Source organism: Cellvibrio sp. (genome assembly GCF_039207905.1).
GTDB lineage: Bacteria > Pseudomonadota > Gammaproteobacteria > Pseudomonadales > Cellvibrionaceae > Cellvibrio.
In genome coordinates this window covers 1-18,812 of record NZ_JBCECX010000002.1, presented here as the reverse complement: position 1 = coordinate 18,812, position 18,812 = coordinate 1, and the positions used below count along the sequence as shown (strand labels likewise).

Genomic DNA, 18,812 nt, shown 5'->3' with positions numbered 1-18,812 from the left:
ATGACCATCAAACGCGCACTGATTGTGGATGACTCCACAACCGCCCAATACCGTCTTAAAAAAATGCTCCGCCGCTATCCGCTCGATATCGATATTGTCGACTCAGGTGAGGCCGCATTGCGCTACCTGTCCCGCCACGCACCGGCGGTGATTTTTATGGATCACCTGATGCCGGGCATAGACGGCTTTCGCGCGCTGCAAATTATTAAATCCAACCCTGATACCGCGATGATCCCGGTGATTATGTACACCTCCAAAAGCGGAGATGTTTACACCGGTCAGGCGCGCGCGCTGGGCGCATTGGATGTGGTAAGCAAAGACCGGATCAACGCCACAGATTTATCCAAGGTAATGGAAGCCATCCATATTTATCCAACAGCCAAACCGGACGACAGTGAAATAGTTGAAAGCCCTGAACTTATTGCTGCTGCAAATCAAGTGACGGGACAAACAACTGAAATTCCTTCAACAGATCGCCGTGCAGCATCGTTGGAACAGTCGCGCAATCTCGAATTACGCTTGAGCCATATGGAGCACAGCCTCGAAGATAACCGCCGCTTTATTACCTCCCGCGTAGTGCGGGAACTGCATGGGTTGCGACAAAATTTGCGGCAGGAGTTCAGCGATATTTTGCAACAGCAGCCTGCTGCCCTACCGCCACCCGTTGCGCCAGATGTTATACCCGAGCCACAAAAATCCGGTGGCGGCTGGTCAATAGTTGCGATTGTCTTTTCTGTTGTGGCCTTCGCAGTGATCGCCTACTTTTTAATGAGCATTAACAATCAGCTTGATCAAAATCAGCAACAGCAAGCCGCGCTTGGCAAACAACTCCAACTCGTTGCCGACCAAGCCAATCGCGAACCGGAAATGATTAGTCCCGCCATCGTCAATGCAGGTATTGGGCAACCAGTAAAACAATTGGCAACGGTAGATAATTATTTACTCAACGATCTTGCCTGGACCTTTAACCAAAGTGCTGCGTTGGCATTTCACCAAAGTACTATTGATCCAAAACCGGTATTGCGTCTGCATGAGTTATTGCACCGCATCGCCAGCAATGGATTTAAAGGCACAGCAACAGTACATATTTATGTTGGCGATTTTTGTGTGACTGTCGATAACATGGGCATGGCGCAACTAGCACCTAACAATAAAACCTTGGGCGACTGTATGCTCTCCAGCGAGATTTATTCCATTGATCGTTTACTGGATGAATACACGCGTGAAGTGACAATGATTTTGGGCAATCTGACGCGCAGTGTAAATTCGACCATCCAGATAGCCATCACCGCCGCACCCGGGCCGGAAACTTATCCAGAGCGAATCCCCACCATCAGTGCCCGCGATTGGAATGCGCTCGCGCAAAATAATAATCGCCTGGAGTTGGTACTGGTGGCGGATGAAGAGCAATAAAGCGCGCTAAACTGCAGCTATAAAATCCGGACATAAAAAAACCAGCATCACTGCTGGTTTTTTTATGCTTGAGTTTTACAGTTCAAGTTTAGCTTTCATCGATATCGTACATATGATCAAGTACAAACCGCATTTTAGGTAACAAACCATTTTGTTGCGTTTTACTGTAATAATCCTGCCAGTGTTTTACCCCGCTCCAAAACGTTTCCGGCGCTGACAAACTTGCATTAACACCGGGAGCCAGATCAAAACCATTTGCACCAAAAATCTGGTTTAACATCATGGCTGATGGAAAACCAATTTGCTGCATCAGTGGATTGGTCGCGTTACCCGCGCCCCACACATAGGCCAGCCAGGGTAAAATATTTTCCACGGCATCGTAGCTCACGCGCGCGCGCTGATATTCAGCAAGTGATTGCAAAACCAGCTCCTGCGCAACAGGAATCGCAAGCAACGCCAAGTTGGGATAATCTTTTTGCGTTGGTAATTGCTTGAACGGCAATTCAATCAAACCATTGCGTGTAGGTGCATAGGTTGCATTGGCAGGCTGGAAAAGTGGCAAATTAAAAAATGCACCTGAAGGAAAATCATCTGGCTGGATTCTAAAAAGCGCGCACTCCGACCAGAAGGAGGGCAACATATCGCCGCGCAAATGGGATTGCGCCACGCGGATTCGGAATGAGGCAACATCCTTACCTCCCGCTAACACAACAAAGCTCCATTGGCTCACATCTTCCAATGCAAAGCTTTCATAAGCGCGCGCCAACCAATCCAGATTGGCCTCGCGCTTGATTCGTTCCATATTGTAGATATCACTTTGCACACGCGATTGGGTGGAGAGTGTTTGCTTGATCATTGTCCTTTCCTCAACAAAATTCTGCTGCTGGTAGTATTTTATAAACTTGATACGTTATGAAACTGACAACACTAACCACTACAGCCCCAATAATTTATAAGGGCCTTTAGTGGTGGAAAAATCGCGCCGATTTTTTTCTACCGGATCGGTACACACATAATCCACACTGAATTCCAATCCGCCCGGAATTGCATTAAAACGCAACATAGCAACGTGATCGCCCACCTGCCGATGTTTTATAGCCAAGTCGATATTCGTCAGTTTCAAATCAGGAATATCTTCCGGTACTTCGGGGTGACGCGGAAACGTTCGCTTCTCGCTACTGAATTTATTGATCAGCTGGTTTTTCTGGTCGCTGCCAAGGGTATCAATCAACCGCGACGGCGATGCGATCACCTCGTAAAACAACACTTTTCCGCGCTGGTTTTTTCCTTCTAAAATTCGCCCCCAGTGCACATCGCCAGTGATATACAGCACCGGAATTTCTGCTGCAAATAATTCTTGCAGTGCACTTTTGATGTTGGCGAAATCCTCATAGTTAACCATTTCCATATCGGCAATATTACGATCCCAAATACCGGGCTTTTCAATCACCAGCGCCTGACCGGAACTTAATAAGCCAACCGCAGGCTGGCGATTTTTTTTGCGCTGCAACAAATCCGTTTTCCATTGCTCAATTGCTAACGAGGTAGCCGAATTGAACATGGTATCTGCTGCTCGATGGGTGCGACCATCCAGAAACAACATGCACAGAGGTTCAATGTCCTGCCGAAAAAAACCTTTACTTTGCGCAGGCGACATTTGGTAGCGCTCATACAATTGCGTCGCCACCTCGCGCCAATTGGTGCGGTCTTTTTCGCGATGGGTATTATTCAACTGCACCTGAAAATAGGGAAAGTTATTCCAGAATTCGTGATCATCCGGCACACAAAGCACTGGCCCATGTGCAAGTACATCGGCAAGCCCCGGTTGTTTGAGATCGCTAGAAAACCAATTGGCCTGATATTTTTTACCCAGAACCTGCGCCAAACGAATGCGGTCATCCGGTAAATTTTGTTGCGAAGGTAAATCGAGATAAACCTGATCGCCCGCTAATACGGTGAAATCCGGTGAGGGTTTAATTGCCTTGATGATATCGGTCAACGCCTGGGCTTTATCGTTCGGCTGGTAATAACAGGAGGACAACAGCAGATTAAAACTACTCGCATTTTTTGCCGGCAAAGACTGTGGCGGGCGCTTGCTGGTCAGCGCAACACGTTGCCCAGCTGCAATAACAGTAATAGTGAATCGCTCATTGGTGGCGGGCCAGGGCAAGGTAAACAATGCGCGGTGGTTGAGCGCGCGATCATAAATATCACACACTTCATCACCTAACGGTTCAAAGGGCGCCGCTTGCGCAAGAGGCTGGATTGCTTCACCGAAAACTTCAAATGCAACCGCGGGCGGAGTCGCAACCCCAAGCACACCAACCCAAATCAATAACTCGTCGGGTCGGCCAATTGGATTATAAGCAAAGAGCTGCACCGCTATTCTCCCTTGAATGGTGACGCCCTCACTATACATTAAAGCCGTAGCGGTAACTATTTCAGCGACGGATGCAACACATAGGTAGAAAGTTTAACACCGGGCAACAGGCTAATTTTTTATCCTTCCGCCCTATTCCGGTTTGCCAGTTTTTCCAGCTTTTTCAAGTTTTTCCAGATAGGCACGATGGTTTATAAAATTCCGGCTCGTATCGGCAATCAACTGATCCAGATCGGCAAGATCATAGTGCACTTCATCTGCATGGGGTGGACGCAGCCGCGCCGGATTTCCCCAGATACTCATCCCGGCAAAAATACAGTACCAGGAGGGTGCTGCGTAATATTGTCCAATCTTCAATTGCGCTACAGTGGTAGCAAGGTTTTTACCGCTAAACCAGGCTTCATAAAGTTGCAACATTGTAGCGGACACGTCGCGCGGATTGGCCGTATTCGCTCGCCAATATTCACTGTCGGTACGCGAGCTGGTTTTATAGTGGGTAACAATGTAATCGCGCACACCATCAAAATAGCCATTAATCTCTTGATTAAATTTCTGCTGCGCTATTAAGCCTCGCTCATTTTTAGCCAGGGATTGCCCCAATAAAATGGTGGTTTGCTGCACAAGATATAATGCCGTTGCCTCTAGCGGTTCGATAAATCCCTGCGCTAAACCGACTGCTACACAATTTGCTTTCCAGTGTTCTTCCACTCGCCCTATTTTCATTTTTAAATGACGAACATCCACATCCGCGCTTAATAATCCGAGATGTGCGCGCATTTCAGTTTCTGCTGCATCTGCCGTGCAAAATGCGCTGCTATAAACGTAGCCGTTACCAAACCGATTGGTAAGCGGGATTCGCCACGCCCAACCGCACGATAAGGCGGTGGAAATAGTTTCGCTCGGCAACTCATTGCTAATAGAAGATGGTAACGCGAGTGCACTGTCATTGAACAAATTATTCGCATAAGACTTAAATGAAACTGCCAACGCTTTCTGCAATAACAATGATTGAAATCCGGTGCAGTCAATAAAAAAATCAGCCTCAACTACATCACCAGAACGCACATGCAGATGACTGATATTGCCATCAGCATCTAGCGCGGCATTTAGAATATGATCTTGCCGATAACCGATACCCCACTCCTGAGCTTTTTTCCGCAAAAACTGTCCCAGCAAAGTCGCATCAAAATGATAGCCATATAAAGGATCTGGTTTCTGCTGATTCCGCTGTTTGGGTGCAAGATTATTTTTCGCCAGAGTCGCCGCGAGAAAAAAACGATCCGGATGTGCATTGATATTTGCACCGCGCATACGTGCCTGCGCGCAGTGCATAAATACCGGCAGGGCTAATTCTTCCAGCGGAGTTGGGAATGGATGAAAGTAACTTTCGAAGCCTGGTTTGGTCGACCAATCTTTAAAGGTAATGCCACACTTAAATGTTGCATGACAAGCCGGCATCCACTCCTCTTCTGCGATATCCAACGTATCAAAAAAACTTTTCAACGCCGGCGTCGATCCTTCACCAACACCAATGATGCCAACCTCTGGCGATTCAATTAATTCAATCGTTACTTTTTGCTGGCGCAAGCTGTGAGCCAAAATTAATGCAGTCATCCATCCAGCGGTGCCGCCGCCCGCAATCAGGATTTTTTTAATGGGCTCAGCAGTATCGTGCATATGACTTTCCTTAACATTAAAACACAGATGCAAAAAAGCCCCGCTGAATCAGCGGGGCTAAATAGGACACACAACGAGGAAAACACTCCATAGGTTTCTGGCGAGCCAGAAGATAAATGCCGTCCATGGCATTTCACACAACAAACTATTGCATCAACTATTAGTAGCGCACTTGCAATGACAAGTTGTAACGACGCTCACTAAAGAAGAATTTGTCTTTTTGATCTTCCCACTGCATGTAGCGCGTGGTGGTATCTTCAAGCAAATTGGTTGCATCGAAACGCAGCGTTAAACTTTCGGTGAAGTCGTAACCCAATGACAAACTCAAATCCTCAGACGGCGTTGACCAAACACCCATAGGTGTTCCCCACACATCGGCAACCCATTCCAAACGCTCACTGCGCCAGTTATGAGCAAGACGTGCATTCAGCTTGTCATTTTCATACCAGAGCACAACGTTGGTTTGATGCTTGGAGTTATTACCTTCCGGTAATGCTTCACCATAGAAACCAGGTTGGCTGCCTTCACTTGGTGAGTAGGTGTAGTTAGCGGAGAAACCGAAATCGCTCCACACACCCGGCAGGAATGTCAGCGCTTGCTGATAACCCACTTCAAATCCTTTGCTGCGGCCACCCGGCACAGTCGTCAGGAAAGTGGTGCGCACATTGGTGTTGGTAATCTGGCCATCGGAATCGCGCAGGTCATCGCGATAGTAAACATCGCTTTTAAGTGCAGTTTTATTTTCGCGATAAAAACCGGCAAGGCTAACCAAACCGCCCTCGGCAAAATACCACTCGTAAGACAAGTCGATATTGGTAGTACGCTGTGGATCGAGCAGCGGGTTACCGTTTTGATCAGCGCGATCTACTTTAAAAATTCCTGTGTCGCTATCAAACAAACGCCAGACTTTTAAACCGCGCCCCAAATTACCGAGGTCATGCATGGTCATCATTTTGTTGTACGAGAAACGCACCACATGATCTTCGGCGACATCAACCGCGAGGTTGAGCGATGGCAACCAATCTTCGTAATCATTTGGTGTTACGTAAGTGCCTTTATCCAATTGATCCCAACCGGAACCCATCAAATAATCAGTGCCTTGATAGTTATAGGTAGTTACACCATCTTCTTTATCACCCACTTCATGGGAAGTGGTTTCCAATTCGGTTTTGATGTAACGCAAACCAAGATTACCAGTGAAGCGTTTATTAAACACATCACCTTCAAGATTGAATTGGGTGTAGAACGTTTGGGTTTTTTCTTCTACTGCGTATGACTGACCTGGATCAGCGTAGTCGAAGTTATCCGGGAAAATCATATTGGTAAATGCGCGACCATCCATTTTGGAAGTATCGAGGAAGTACATAGAGCCAACACCAGTTACACCCGGGAAGCTATCTTCACGCACCACATATTGGCTGATACGCGGATCTTCAAACTTGATATTGTAATAAGAAGTTTCGCCGGTAACCGGCGCGCCGCCATCAGCATCTTTCCAACGAATACCGTAAGGTGTTCCGTTTTGGTTTTTCAATAACGCGATATTGATCCAATCTTTAAAATCAACTTCACGTTTGCCCAAACGAACACCCGCATCAATCGATGACAAAATACCCGCATCTAATTGATAAGAACCGTCGAAGCGGAACACATCCAATGAAGCATCGCCGTTTTGGCCGGAAAGATAATTAGACACCAAACCGTATTGCGAAATATCTGCTCCGAGATCAGATGGTAAATTAAAGGCGAGACCATTGTTGGTGTACTTCACACTGCCAACAACCGCATTACCGACAGGCACCAGAGTTCCAGTCACGCTGTCAAAACGCATTGCAGTATTGCCATTTGAATCCAATGCTGGAGAACCGGCGTAACCACCGACGTTAATTAATTCCTCGCGGCCATCAGGATAAGTTGAGTAACCATTTTGTTGGCTGCCATCGGTTATATAAGCATCAACTTCAAATGCAGTTGAGGTATTTTCTGCATCGCCATGAATGTAGCGAAGCGAGCCAGTGAAAGGGCCGCCGTTATCGAATTTTAATTCCACATTGGTGTTGAGTGATTTTCTGTCATCAAGGCGCTCGTTGGAATTTGGATTCACGCGCTTGATATTCATATTCCACTCTTGCACAGAGTAAATATCGCCGTAACTCGCACCTTCAGGTGCTTCACGCAACTCGCCAAATACCGGGTTTGCCCAATTCCAATTCCATGCACCTTCCATACGGAAACTGCGTTGGCGACGGCTCTGTTCCATGTCGGTGTAGAACGCATCCGCGCTCAAGGTTAATGCATCGGTTAATTCAAATTGGAACGATGTATTAAGTGCTAAACGTTTGCGCTGATTAACACGTTGGCCAGCTTGAAAACCTTCGCTCTGTAAAAATTTATCGGTGCTATCGCCGTCGCCGTTAGCGTCATCCATATAGCTGGTCATGCCGCTCGCTTCATCGGGCAAACCGTACCAGAGCGCATTGTCATCGCCATTGGAGCCAGCGTAATCATCGCCCAGAGTTAAATCAGAATATGCAAGGTTGAAGGTTGCGCCCCAAGTGTCCGCATTAAAACCAGCGAAGCCCTGAATGCCGTAGTCATCTGATTTGGTGCGCGAACCAGTGCCGCCGTTGATTTGTCCGGTCAGCGTTAAGCCTTCTTTCAAATTGAGTGGGCGATGGGTTTGCAAATCAACTGTACCGGTCAAACCGCCAGTCAATGTCGATGCGGTAGTACTTTTCAGAACCTCAATTGCCGACACCATGGTGGAAGGAATATCAGTCAAATCCGGTTGCACACCGGTGAGGTTACCCGCCGACAAAAATTGCTCGCCGTTCAGCAACAACGCAACGTTGCTCGATCCACGAATATTGATGCGCGAACCTTCACCAGCAGAACGCTGGATCTGTACACCGGTAACACGCTGCAGGGAATCGGCGATGGTGGTATCAGGCAACTTACCAATATCTTCCGAGGTAATCACATCTACCACCGAAGCGGCGTTGCGCTTTACATCAATCGAACGCTCAAGCGATGCGCGGGTACCGGTAACAATAACCTCTTCAACAGACGCTGAATCCTGGGAAAATACAGCGGGTGAAAAAGCTCCAAGAGCGGCAGCCGTAACGGCCGATGACAATAAAGTCTTATTGAATCGTGTAGTCATGATGTCTCCATTTCACTTTTAATTATGGTTATGTGCTCCTTCCGAGACCGGCCCACAGCGACTCGTCAGGTGGTGCCCCTGAAGCGAGCACCGCGCAAAAATAAGTGAAACCGTTTACACATTCAATGATGTTACTTACGATATAAATATTACTTAATTGGCGTTTTTAGATTGTCGCTTTTTCTCAAGTTCTTTGCCAAAAATACCGAAAAAATCATACAACCACTTGTTTTTTATGCTTTTTTACCAATGAAATTAAAATGATTTTTACGCCACAATAAAATTTTAAATGACAATAAATGTAAAAATATCAATGTAAACGTTTACAAAAATTGATTATTTGTCGCCATTATCAACATAAAGAAGTGAGTAGCAAAGAAACAGGTGTTACCGTCAATTAACGGCAACACCACAAAAATCAGGTCCTCATGGGAGTTAATAAAATCCAGGAGGATAGTAAAGGATGGCTACTTTTTCTGAGCCACAAAATAAACGTATTCAACATGTGGCGCACTATTCACAAAGAGCTTTTTCTCCACGCCATGCGGCGAGTACCAAGCAACTTTCCGCAGCCCGTCTTTTTCTTGCACCCTGTCGATAACACCAAATATTTCAACGCTACGTCGACTCACTTCCTGATGATCAACGTAATCGAACAGGACATAAACAGTAGATAATTTATTTTCTGGCGTGAAAGAGATGATGACATTTTTGGCAGGAATTCCACCCCAGTAGATTTTGCTTTCACTTGAGAGCGAATAATTCACTTCAACTTCGTTATTGTGGCTCGGCCACACCAACCCACCAGGATAAGCTTCTTTAACCTGCTGAATGGATGATCCCCACTCCAGATCCAGTGGCTTGGTATCAAAATTATCATTGAAGCCTTCAGCACAAACACTTGATACCCAAAACAGAAAAATAAACAGAGTTGCTTTCATATCGCCCTTTCCTTTTTAACGAAATAAAACATCTGTTTTAACGCTAGCTGTTAGCCTCTGATTTAACGAGTCGGACGTAATAAACGTTACTCAACTTTTACAGGCTTGTAAGCGACTCCAACAGGAAAGCGGCATCTTATTGACGGATTTACATGGCCAAAATGTCGAAAAAGCTGACAAATTTTGTGATTTAAACGCCATTAATGCACTCAGAAAATATCTAAGCACTTGCTTTAAATAATGATTTTGGCGACGGCATTAACTTTGCGTGATGTGGGAGGACATGTGTCATATTTAATGGAGAACATGATTATGTTTGGCTCATGGAAACTCAACTTTGTTGGTCTGTTTACCGCACTGTGCGCTTCTGCTGCCAGCGCGGGCATGATTACTTGTTTACCGAATGACCAGCGCGTAGCTACGCTGGGTGATGCGATTGAGTGCAGAACGCAAAACTCAATCAACCTGAATGACTCGGGCGACCTCAATGCCTTGTTTGGAACCAGTTACAGCTGGATAAAAGAGGGCGAGTTAACTGCAGAGGGCAATAACGATTTGTTTTCTGTAGATACCGATTCCTGGGGCACGGATGTGACAGGGAGTTGGTACATCGATGAATCATTCTGGGATAACTACGGCCGCGCCATAATTACTATGCACGTCGGTGAAGGGGGCGGTAATCCTGATGCGTTCGCCTGGGTAATTACACCAGGTGAAACGTCTGGCTCGTTTTCTTATGAACGCGTTGATGGGAAGGGAGGTGGATTATCCAATATGTTTTTATTTGGTTCGGGAACTCCAAATACAAAAGTACCAGAACCCAATATTGGTTTATTACTGGCGATAGGAGCAATGTCAGTTTTCTTCACCCGCCGTCGTATTGCCTCTCATAAATAGAGTGCGATTAAAAATAAAAAAGCCAGCAAACGCTGGCTTTTTTATCGCGTGAAAAACGTAGCAATTATTGCGGAGTCAAACGCAATACCACTACATCGTTAGCGGGAATTTTCAGTTTGAGTGGTTTTAACGTATTGCCTTTGCTTCCTTTCCACAAATCGCGGTAGGTGAATTTCTTTTCAGAGAAATTTAACGATACCCCTTTATCATCATCTTTCATTGGGTAGTATTCCCAATCGTGGGTGTAATCCATAGTGCTATCGGTGCGATTCAGGAAGAGCACGGCCCACTCATTGTTTTCCAACTGTTTAATAAATACGTTCAGCTTGCCGGTGTCCAACATACGCAGAGCTTCGTAACCAAGTTTGTCCTGGTTAAGCGCAATGATCTCTTTGTTGGTGAGAATTTTGCGCGTAGTTTCGCTCATTGAGCGCAAGTCATTACCCGCAATCAACGGTGATGCCAGCATCGCCCAAAGGCTAAAGTGCGAGCGGTCTTGCGCTTCGGTCATACCATTACCCACTTCCATCATGTCGTAATCATTGAAGTGACCAGGGCCTGAGTATTTGCGAATATTTTCACGCTTATCAAGGATTTTCAAAACACCTAACGACGCCCATGAACCATGGTTGAAGGCACAATCCCAGCAGTTGTAAATATCACCCGTCGCACGCCATGAGTGACCCAACTCTTTGCCCCAAAGCCAAGGATCATTATCACCCCACTCGCACATACTGAATAAAATTGGACGCTCTAATTTAGCCAGCGCTTGACTCATAGTCGTGTAAGCGCCAATGGGATTAATATCTTTCGTGTTGCACCAGTCGTACTTCAGGTAGTCGATGCCCCACTCAGCAAACGTGAGTGCATCTTGATATTCAAATCCACGCGAACCAGCGTAACCGGCGCACGTTTTATTGCCCGCATCAGAATAGATACCGATTTTTAAACCTTTAGAGTGCACATAATCTGCAACCGCTTTAATACCATGAGGGAAGCGCTCAGGATGCGCCGTTAAATAACCGCGCGAATCGCGCTCGCCCTGCCAACAATCGTCGATGTTGATGTATTCATAACCGGCGTCTTTCATGCCAGAGGCGATCATGGCATCGGCCATATCGCGAATAAGCTGATCATTCAAATTACAGCCGAAGGTATTCCAGCTATTCCAGCCCATCGCGGGGGTTTGACCTATATCGTGCTTGGGAGGAAATTCCGAGGCAGTTTTAAATTGTGCTTGCACACCAACACTCATTAAGAATGAGGAGGCAATAATGCCGAGCGTGAGTAGAAGTCTTTTAGTCATAAAAATATACCTGTCGTTGTTTTAATTTATCAGTATTACTAATCATATAAATTAAATGATTTACAAAAAAAACTGCAATTGATATTGCAGTTTTTTACGGTTCGCTAAATTTACACTTACTTTATTTTTACTAGTTAATATCGTGTATTTGCGAATTAAATTTTTCCAGAATCGCGATAGTTGAAGTATCGGTATCGAACACACCGTACATACCCTGCTCTTCTTGTGGTGGATCACCGTTCAGGTCATCGCCTTCTTGCCACCAATAATTGCTGCGCGTGGTGCGGCCAGCACCATTCCATGCCCAAATGTTATAGCCAGCAATCGCATCGCCGTTTTGCATACGCGGCAAGAGCACATCAAATACTTGTTGGTAAAATTTATCGCGATACTGCGTAGTCGATTTAATATCGAATGACCCCATGTCGCGATCCAAACCAAACTCTTCCAATACGATTGGCTTATTTAATTTAGCGGCAGTATCGATATGGGAATTTAAATAATCCTTAGCTTTTGCCCAAGCAGAATCCCATGTTTCAGCAGGCTTGGTTTTATTAAACCAACCCCAGTTTCTGATCCACATATGGTAAGTCACATAATCCACATTCACCGATGAGTGGGCATCAACAAATACTTTTTCATCCTCAACAGAACCTTTAAGACCTTCGCTACCGGTGCTCACTAAATGGTGCGGATCAAGGCTCTTGATATAGGCAGCAGTGTTATTAACCCAATCAACATAGATTTGTTTTTCTGCAGCAGTGGTTTTTGAATTACCTGGGCGCGGTTCATTCGCCAACTGCCAGGACATGATGGTTGCATCATCTACATAAGCTTTGCCGCTTACAGTATTCACGCGGGTGATAATTTTTTTAATAGTTTTGCGATATTCTTCCTGCGCTTTTGCACTTTGGTAAAAGCTGGCAGATTTCGCCATAAAGGCTTCCCACTCGTTGGTCACGTTGGGATCTTGTACCGGCTTGCCCTCAATCCAACTCATGTACTGGGTCATACCGCCAGACCATTGCCAAAAGTTATTGAAATACAACACCACGGTCATATCACGCTTGGCAAGTTCTACTAATAAATAATCCAGGCCTTGCAGCAAACTTTCATCGTAATTGCCGAAGCCGTTGGTGGTAGCAGGTTTTACTGCTGAATTGATATCACTCTTTTCAGATACCGCCAGCACGCGCAAATTATTTACGCCAATGGATTTGAGCGTATCCAATTCTTTGGCCAAACGCGCGCGGTCACCGACCTTGCTGGGGGAACCCAAATAAGCGGCATACCACATATTGGTACCGGCAATATAATAGGGTTCACCATCTTTCTGGAATTTAACACCGGATACTTTAACAAAGCTTTCGCTTGCAGGTTTTGGATCAGAATTGAAGACACATGCCATTAGTAACAAACTGGCGGCGAGACAAACAAACAACGCTGTTATTTTTTTCATAGTTTTTTTCCAACTTTAAAGCCAATAAAACATTTACTGCGCAGCAGATATTATAATTTTTCCTGCTGCGCTCTTTATCAGAATTATCTATACCAAGCAGCTAGCCATCAAGCCAGTTTTTGTAAATAGCGGATCGCCTCCATCATTGCACGGCCGTTGTGATATGGGCATTTCCAAAATCCCACCTTGTAATAGTGATTGGTATTTTGTGCATTCAGTTTTGATAGCCAAAACCATTCGCCATTTTCCTGGTCGATCTGGTAATCCTTAATGAACTTCCAAACATTTTCAGCAGCGCGATAAAATTTTTCTTCACCGCTAGTGGTATAAGCGTACAAAAAGCCAACCAGCGCTTCTGCCTGCACCCACCAAACGGTATCGACATTAGTGCGGCGCGTAGAGAAATCAAATGAGTCGATTACTTGACCTTGCTCGCCGATAGCTTCCTTTTCAGTTACCTGTGCAATCTTGATCAATGTCGGAGTCAGTTCAGCTAAATAAGCCTCATCACCCAAAGACTCTAACGCTTTGGCAATCAACCAACTCGCTTCAATATCGTGGCCATAGGTATAACCGGGTGAAAAATCTTTCCACTCCAAATCCATAAACATACGCAGGTGATGCGTATCTCTATCGATCATGTATTTATCAAACATTTCAATATTGTATTTGAGCGCGGCTTTGACTTCCGCCGTGGGCTGCGCTTGATACAAAGTCGTATAGGCTTCGAGGATATGCAGATGGGTATTTTGCGATTTTGGATAATTTAAATCTTTATCACTCAAGCGCAAATCTTCAATCACGCCCCACTCGCGCGTGAAGGCTTCAAGATAGCCTTCGCGCTCGCGATCAATTGCGTGTTGTTCAACGAGTTTGAAGCACTCCAACGCACGGGCGAGTGCTTGTGCATCGCCCGTGAGTTGGTAGTAAGCGCAGAGAGCATAAATAGTAAATGCCTGCGCATAGACTTGTTTCTTGGTATTGATGGGCACCGCCGCCGCATCCAGTTCCCAGTAAACACCACCGTGTTCGCTATCGAAAAAGTGTGCCGTTAAATAATCGTAGGCACGGGTTGCGCAAGTGCGATAAACCGGGTTATCGACTTCCTGCGCAGCTTCGCTAAAGAACCACAAAATGCGCGCATTTAAAATAATACCTTTGCTCGCATTTTTTACGGGGTTGTTATCTACACCTATTTCGCCGTAAAAACCACCTTGCTCTTGATCGACCGAATACTTGGCCCACCAGTCGGCAATGGCAATTAATTCGTTGCGGAATTCTTGTTGCAATGATGTAAAACGCACTGGGAGACTCGCGGCATTCATGCGTTACACCAAATCCTTCAATACAGCCAGGTTCGCACTGATCAATTCATTGCGCACCGCAACAGAAGCAGCAGAACGCAAACCATCTTCTGGTGTGTTTTTGCAGTAGTCGATCAGTTTTTCTACGCTTGAAGTCGCAACATGCATGCGCGTATCGGATGATGCGTAGTAAATAAACACTTCATTCTTTTCGTTAACGATCCAGCCATTAGCGAATGCCACGTTAGAAACATCGCCCACACGTTCAGCACCGTGCGGCGCAATAAAATGACCAGCAGGACTGTGGCTGACAACCCAAGGGCGCTCCAGCTCAGTCATGAACATATAGAGTGTGTAACGCAAACCGGCAGCAGTGTTACGCACACCGTGTGCAAGGTTCAACCAACCTTCTGCGGTTTTAATTGGCGCAGGACCCTGGCCATTTTTTACTTCTTTAATGGTGTGGTAAACCTTGCCGTCCACAATCACTTCTGATTTCACTTCGGCTTTGGTCATGTCTTCAACCAGACCCCAACCAATACCGCCGCCACCGCCAACGCTGATAAAACCATCTTGCGGACGAGTGAACAAACCGTATTTGCCATCGATAAATTCCGGATGCAAAACCACGTTGCGCTGTTGGCCGGAATAGGTAATTAAATCAGGCAGGCGCTCCCAGGTAATTAAATCTTTGGTGCGCGCGATACCGCACTGGGCTTCAGCAGCAGAAGTATCGTTAGGATGATTTAAATCTTTGCGCTCGGTGCAGAACAAACCGTAGATGTAACCATCTTCATGTGCAGTCAAACGCATATCGTACACATTGGTGTCAGGGCGATCAGTTTCCGGCATGGTGATGGGGTAATCCCAGAAGCGGAAATTATCGATACCGTTAGGGCTTTCTGCGATGGCGAAGAAAGATTTACGATCTACACCTTCAACACGTACAGCCAAAATGTATTTGCCATTCCAATAAAGCGCACCTGAATTGAACGCCGCGTTAACGCCTTGGCGCTCCATCAAAAACGGATTGGTTTTTTCGTTCAAGTCATAACGCCAGAAAATAGGCGCGTGCTCTGCGGTGAGGATTGGATTTTCGTAGCAATCGTAAATGCCGTTACCATCCGCTTTTACTGCATTCTTTTTGGTGATCAATGCCTCGTGCTTTTGTAACAGCGCTTTGGCGTTTTCTTTAAAACTACTCATGTTCCAAATACTCCGATGAGTTTGGTTGGTGTTGGCTGCGATCTGTGTTTCAACACAAACTCGCTTTAATTAAGTAATCGATTACACCCGTAGTTAAATTTTTTTCGCTGCGGCAACACGGCCGCAGCGAAAAAATAACTATCAGGGTTTTGCTAACAAATGTTCGTCTTTGGTGCCTTTAAGCATTTCAGGCGGAATATCGGTTGGATAATCCTGCAAGTGGCGATACCAGTTTTTCCACAAAAACAGTGCACCCAACGCGGCAACACCCATTGCGATAGCGAACTTGTCGTATTGCTGGATCACCAGGAAAATCGGCGCTGCAACCAATGAGGTTTGCCACACGATTCCCACCACCACATTCACCATGTCGCGCAAGAAATTGGTGTTCTTCGCGAGATCAGGATGCTCTTGCAAACAAAGATCGTGTACCGGTCCCCAGAAGCCCCATGGGCGTACTTTCAGATAGAATTTTTTCAGCACTTCCATATCCGATGGAGCAGTGATCAATGAGGTCACCACGCAGGTGATCAAACAAATCAACAACAACCATGGGAAAGCGTAGATAAAATCAATCTTATCCAATTCAAAACCAAACGCGTTCAATGCGTGCGCAAGAGCGGTATTGGCTTGCGGAATTGCCAGCGACAATGCCAACACGATACCAATAGTCATGCCCCAGAAATATCCGTAGGCATTGAATCGCCACCAGTACCACTTGAGCACGTTGGATGCGGTGTAACCGCCGTAAAGACCGCTCACAATCCACTGCAACACAGTGTTCACACTCGGGATAAAGAAGCCGAGCGCAACACCAATCACGATAAACAACAGCGATACCACGTAACTCAAATGCACATAGCGTTTTGGTTCCGCGTTCGGGTTGATGTAGCGCTTGTAAATATCATTTACAACATAAGCTGGTGCCGCGTTTACGGTTGCAGCGAAGTTAGACATAAATGCCGCAAGCAAACCAGCGATCAATAATCCGAGCAGGCCGCTAGGAATATAATTTTTCAATACGAATGGCAGGATTTGTTCAAAGTCGACATTCGGACCCATCGCACGCAAATCATTCATAAAGAACGCCAACGCTAATACGGTCAGACCAGCGATCAACATGTAACGAGGGAACATCAACACTACGGTTACAAAGCCGCTCATTTTGGCTGCATCACGCGGTGATTGAGTAGAGAGCACACGCTGCATATCGTAGTTTGGCGCAGGACCAGCAAGGCTCAACAAAAAGCCTTTGAACAACATCAGCATAAAAAAGATGGCAAACAGCGAGTAACCGTCAGCGGCAATTTTTGCATTTGCAGCATCAAGGCGACCAGCCCAATCCACATTGAGATTCCAGTTAACGGCAATGCTATCCCAACCCGGCGGCACAACGGCGGCAATCATTTCCGGCGATACGCTGTGGATCGCAATGATACCAACGCCGATACTCGCCACCGTGGTCACAATAAATTGGAATACTTCGGTAAATACCACCGAGAACATACCGCCCTTAATAATATAAAAGGTGGTGATGATGGTCATAACCAAGCCGTAATACACATCGTTCATGTGCGGATCGTCAGAAAGTTTCCACGGGAAAAATACTGACGCAAATTTACCGATACCGATAAAACCGTAAGCAAGGAAACCAATCACGCCCACTAGCGCAAATGCCACCACGATAATGTTGGACAGGCGTGCACCGCGATCATCGCCAAAGCGGAAAATAATCCACTCGGCACCGGTCATTACCCCGGAGCGACGCAACCAGGTGGCGAGGAACACCATCAAGAAAATCTGGTTAAACGTCGGCCACAACCAAGGGATATAAATACTCGACAGGCCGTACACGAATAACAAATACACCAGCCACATAGTACCGCTGATATCAAACATGCCCGATGCGTTAGACAAACCCAACATGTACCACTTGAGTTTATTACCGCCGAGGAAATAGCTGTTCATATCTTTGGAGGCGCGGGACGAAACCCAGAAGCCAACAAAAATCGTCGAGCAAATAAATAGCAAGATAATTGCTATATCGAGTAGAGGAAGAATCATGAAATACATTCCGGTTTATTATGTGGATCAACAGTGATCGCTTTTGTTTCTGATCCCATTACTTCCGTGCAGCAACGCATCAACAACTAGGTTTAGCAGAGGACTGAGACTCAGGTAAAACGGTAATCGGCAGCAGGACCACAATCAACTTATAGCATCGCCGACCATAAGCACTGACTTAGCAGGCTAATGTAACCGTTTACATCTTATTTTTCTAGTCTCTTTTGGCGACCTGTAGTAAATTTTCCCGCAAATAAGCAGATTTCCAATAAATTCAATATTAAGCCAACGATTATCGGCTTCCAAAGGTCGTATTTATGTCCAATATTCGCGATGTTGCTCGCCTGGCTGGCGTCTCTGTTGCCACTGTATCAAGAGCCTTGAGCAACCCCGAAAAAGTCTCGGCCGAAAGCCTGGAGAAGGTTCACAGCGCCATCGCACAGGTCGGCTACCGCCCCAATATGCTGGCACGCAACTTCCGCTCCGCCCGCGCCTACGCAGTAGTAGTGCTGGTACCTGATATCGCCAACCCCTTCTATTCGCTCTTTATCCGCGCCCTGGAAGACCGCGCCCAACAGAAAGGCTATGCGGTACTGCTGGGCGATACCCGTGGCACCAGCGAGCGGGAGATCGAATACATCCGCCGCGTAGAAACTCGCTTGGCCGATGGTATTGTGCAGCTGCGCCCCAGCTCCGAGAAAAGCCAGAACAATATTCCACCCGATATCCCCTGCGTTAACGCTTGTGGCTGCGAATACACCACCGGCCCAGCCATCCGTATCGACAACCGCGCCGCCGCCAAAACCATGGTGAATTATTTGATTTCGCTCGGGCATAAACGCATCGGTGTGATTTCCGGTCTGAAAGACAACCCGCACGCCATTGATCGCCTCGAAGGTTATAAAGAAGCGCTTGCTGAAGCAGGCATCCCATTTGAAAAAGACCTGATTGCCGAAGGCGACTTCACCATGTGGTCCGGCCTCAATGCCGCCTTCCAATTCT

The 18,812-nt window shown here is 46.3% G+C and carries 13 protein-coding genes; 3 read left to right on the top strand and 10 right to left on the bottom strand.

The window, feature by feature from the left end:
• Positions 1–1,413, top strand: coding sequence for a response regulator (locus tag AAGC78_RS01150; RefSeq protein ID WP_435782188.1), 1,413 nt, complete (start codon positions 1–3; stop codon positions 1,411–1,413).
• 88 nt (positions 1,414–1,501) lie between these two features.
• Here AAGC78_RS01150 and AAGC78_RS01145 read toward each other — a convergent pair whose 3' ends face one another.
• From AAGC78_RS01145 to AAGC78_RS01125, 5 genes are all read right to left on the bottom strand, one after another.
• Positions 1,502–2,269 (bottom strand): hypothetical protein, encoded by a 768-nt coding sequence (locus AAGC78_RS01145; protein ID WP_435782187.1) that lies wholly within the window; start codon positions 2,267–2,269, stop codon positions 1,502–1,504.
• Positions 2,270–2,347: 78 nt separating this feature from the next.
• Positions 2,348–3,793, bottom strand: coding sequence for an alkaline phosphatase D family protein (locus tag AAGC78_RS01140; protein ID WP_435782186.1), 1,446 nt, complete (start codon positions 3,791–3,793; stop codon positions 2,348–2,350).
• Positions 3,794–3,925: 132 nt separating this feature from the next.
• Positions 3,926–5,470 (bottom strand): tryptophan halogenase family protein, encoded by a 1,545-nt coding sequence (locus tag AAGC78_RS01135; RefSeq protein WP_435782185.1) that lies wholly within the window; start codon positions 5,468–5,470, stop codon positions 3,926–3,928.
• A gap of 160 nt (positions 5,471–5,630) precedes the next feature.
• On the bottom strand, positions 5,631–8,633 hold the full coding sequence (locus tag AAGC78_RS01130) for a TonB-dependent receptor (RefSeq protein ID WP_435782184.1): 3,003 nt from the start codon (positions 8,631–8,633) through the stop codon (positions 5,631–5,633).
• Positions 8,634–9,100: 467 nt separating this feature from the next.
• Entirely contained in the window at positions 9,101–9,574 is a 474-nt protein-coding gene (locus AAGC78_RS01125; protein WP_435782183.1) for a hypothetical protein, read from the bottom strand.
• Positions 9,575–9,859: 285 nt separating this feature from the next.
• On the opposite strand from AAGC78_RS01125, the gene AAGC78_RS01120 reads away from it, so the two are divergent.
• Positions 9,860–10,471, top strand: coding sequence for a PEP-CTERM sorting domain-containing protein (locus tag AAGC78_RS01120; RefSeq protein ID WP_435782182.1), 612 nt, complete (start codon positions 9,860–9,862; stop codon positions 10,469–10,471).
• 64 nt (positions 10,472–10,535) lie between these two features.
• On the opposite strand, the gene AAGC78_RS01115 is transcribed toward AAGC78_RS01120, so the two are convergent.
• From AAGC78_RS01115 to AAGC78_RS01095, 5 genes are all read right to left on the bottom strand, one after another.
• Entirely contained in the window at positions 10,536–11,777 is a 1,242-nt protein-coding gene (locus AAGC78_RS01115) for a glycoside hydrolase family 27 protein (protein ID WP_435782181.1), read from the bottom strand.
• Positions 11,778–11,907: 130 nt separating this feature from the next.
• Positions 11,908–13,236, bottom strand: coding sequence for a mannanase (locus tag AAGC78_RS01110; RefSeq protein WP_435782180.1), 1,329 nt, complete (start codon positions 13,234–13,236; stop codon positions 11,908–11,910).
• Positions 13,237–13,343: 107 nt separating this feature from the next.
• Positions 13,344–14,561 (bottom strand): AGE family epimerase/isomerase, encoded by a 1,218-nt coding sequence (locus AAGC78_RS01105; RefSeq protein ID WP_435782179.1) that lies wholly within the window; start codon positions 14,559–14,561, stop codon positions 13,344–13,346.
• 3 nt (positions 14,562–14,564) lie between these two features.
• Positions 14,565–15,746: a 4-O-beta-d-mannosyl-d-glucose phosphorylase Mgp130 gene (gene mgp130, locus AAGC78_RS01100; RefSeq protein ID WP_435782178.1), complete on the bottom strand. Its 1,182-nt coding sequence runs from the start codon at positions 15,744–15,746 to the stop codon at positions 14,565–14,567.
• A gap of 141 nt (positions 15,747–15,887) precedes the next feature.
• Entirely contained in the window at positions 15,888–17,810 is a 1,923-nt protein-coding gene (locus tag AAGC78_RS01095) for a sodium:solute symporter family protein (protein WP_435782177.1), read from the bottom strand.
• A 317-nt stretch (positions 17,811–18,127) separates the two neighbouring features.
• Between AAGC78_RS01095 and AAGC78_RS01090 the strand changes: the two genes are divergently transcribed.
• Positions 18,128–18,812, top strand: a 685-nt coding sequence (locus AAGC78_RS01090) for a LacI family DNA-binding transcriptional regulator (protein ID WP_435782176.1), incomplete at its 3' end; no start/stop codon positions are given.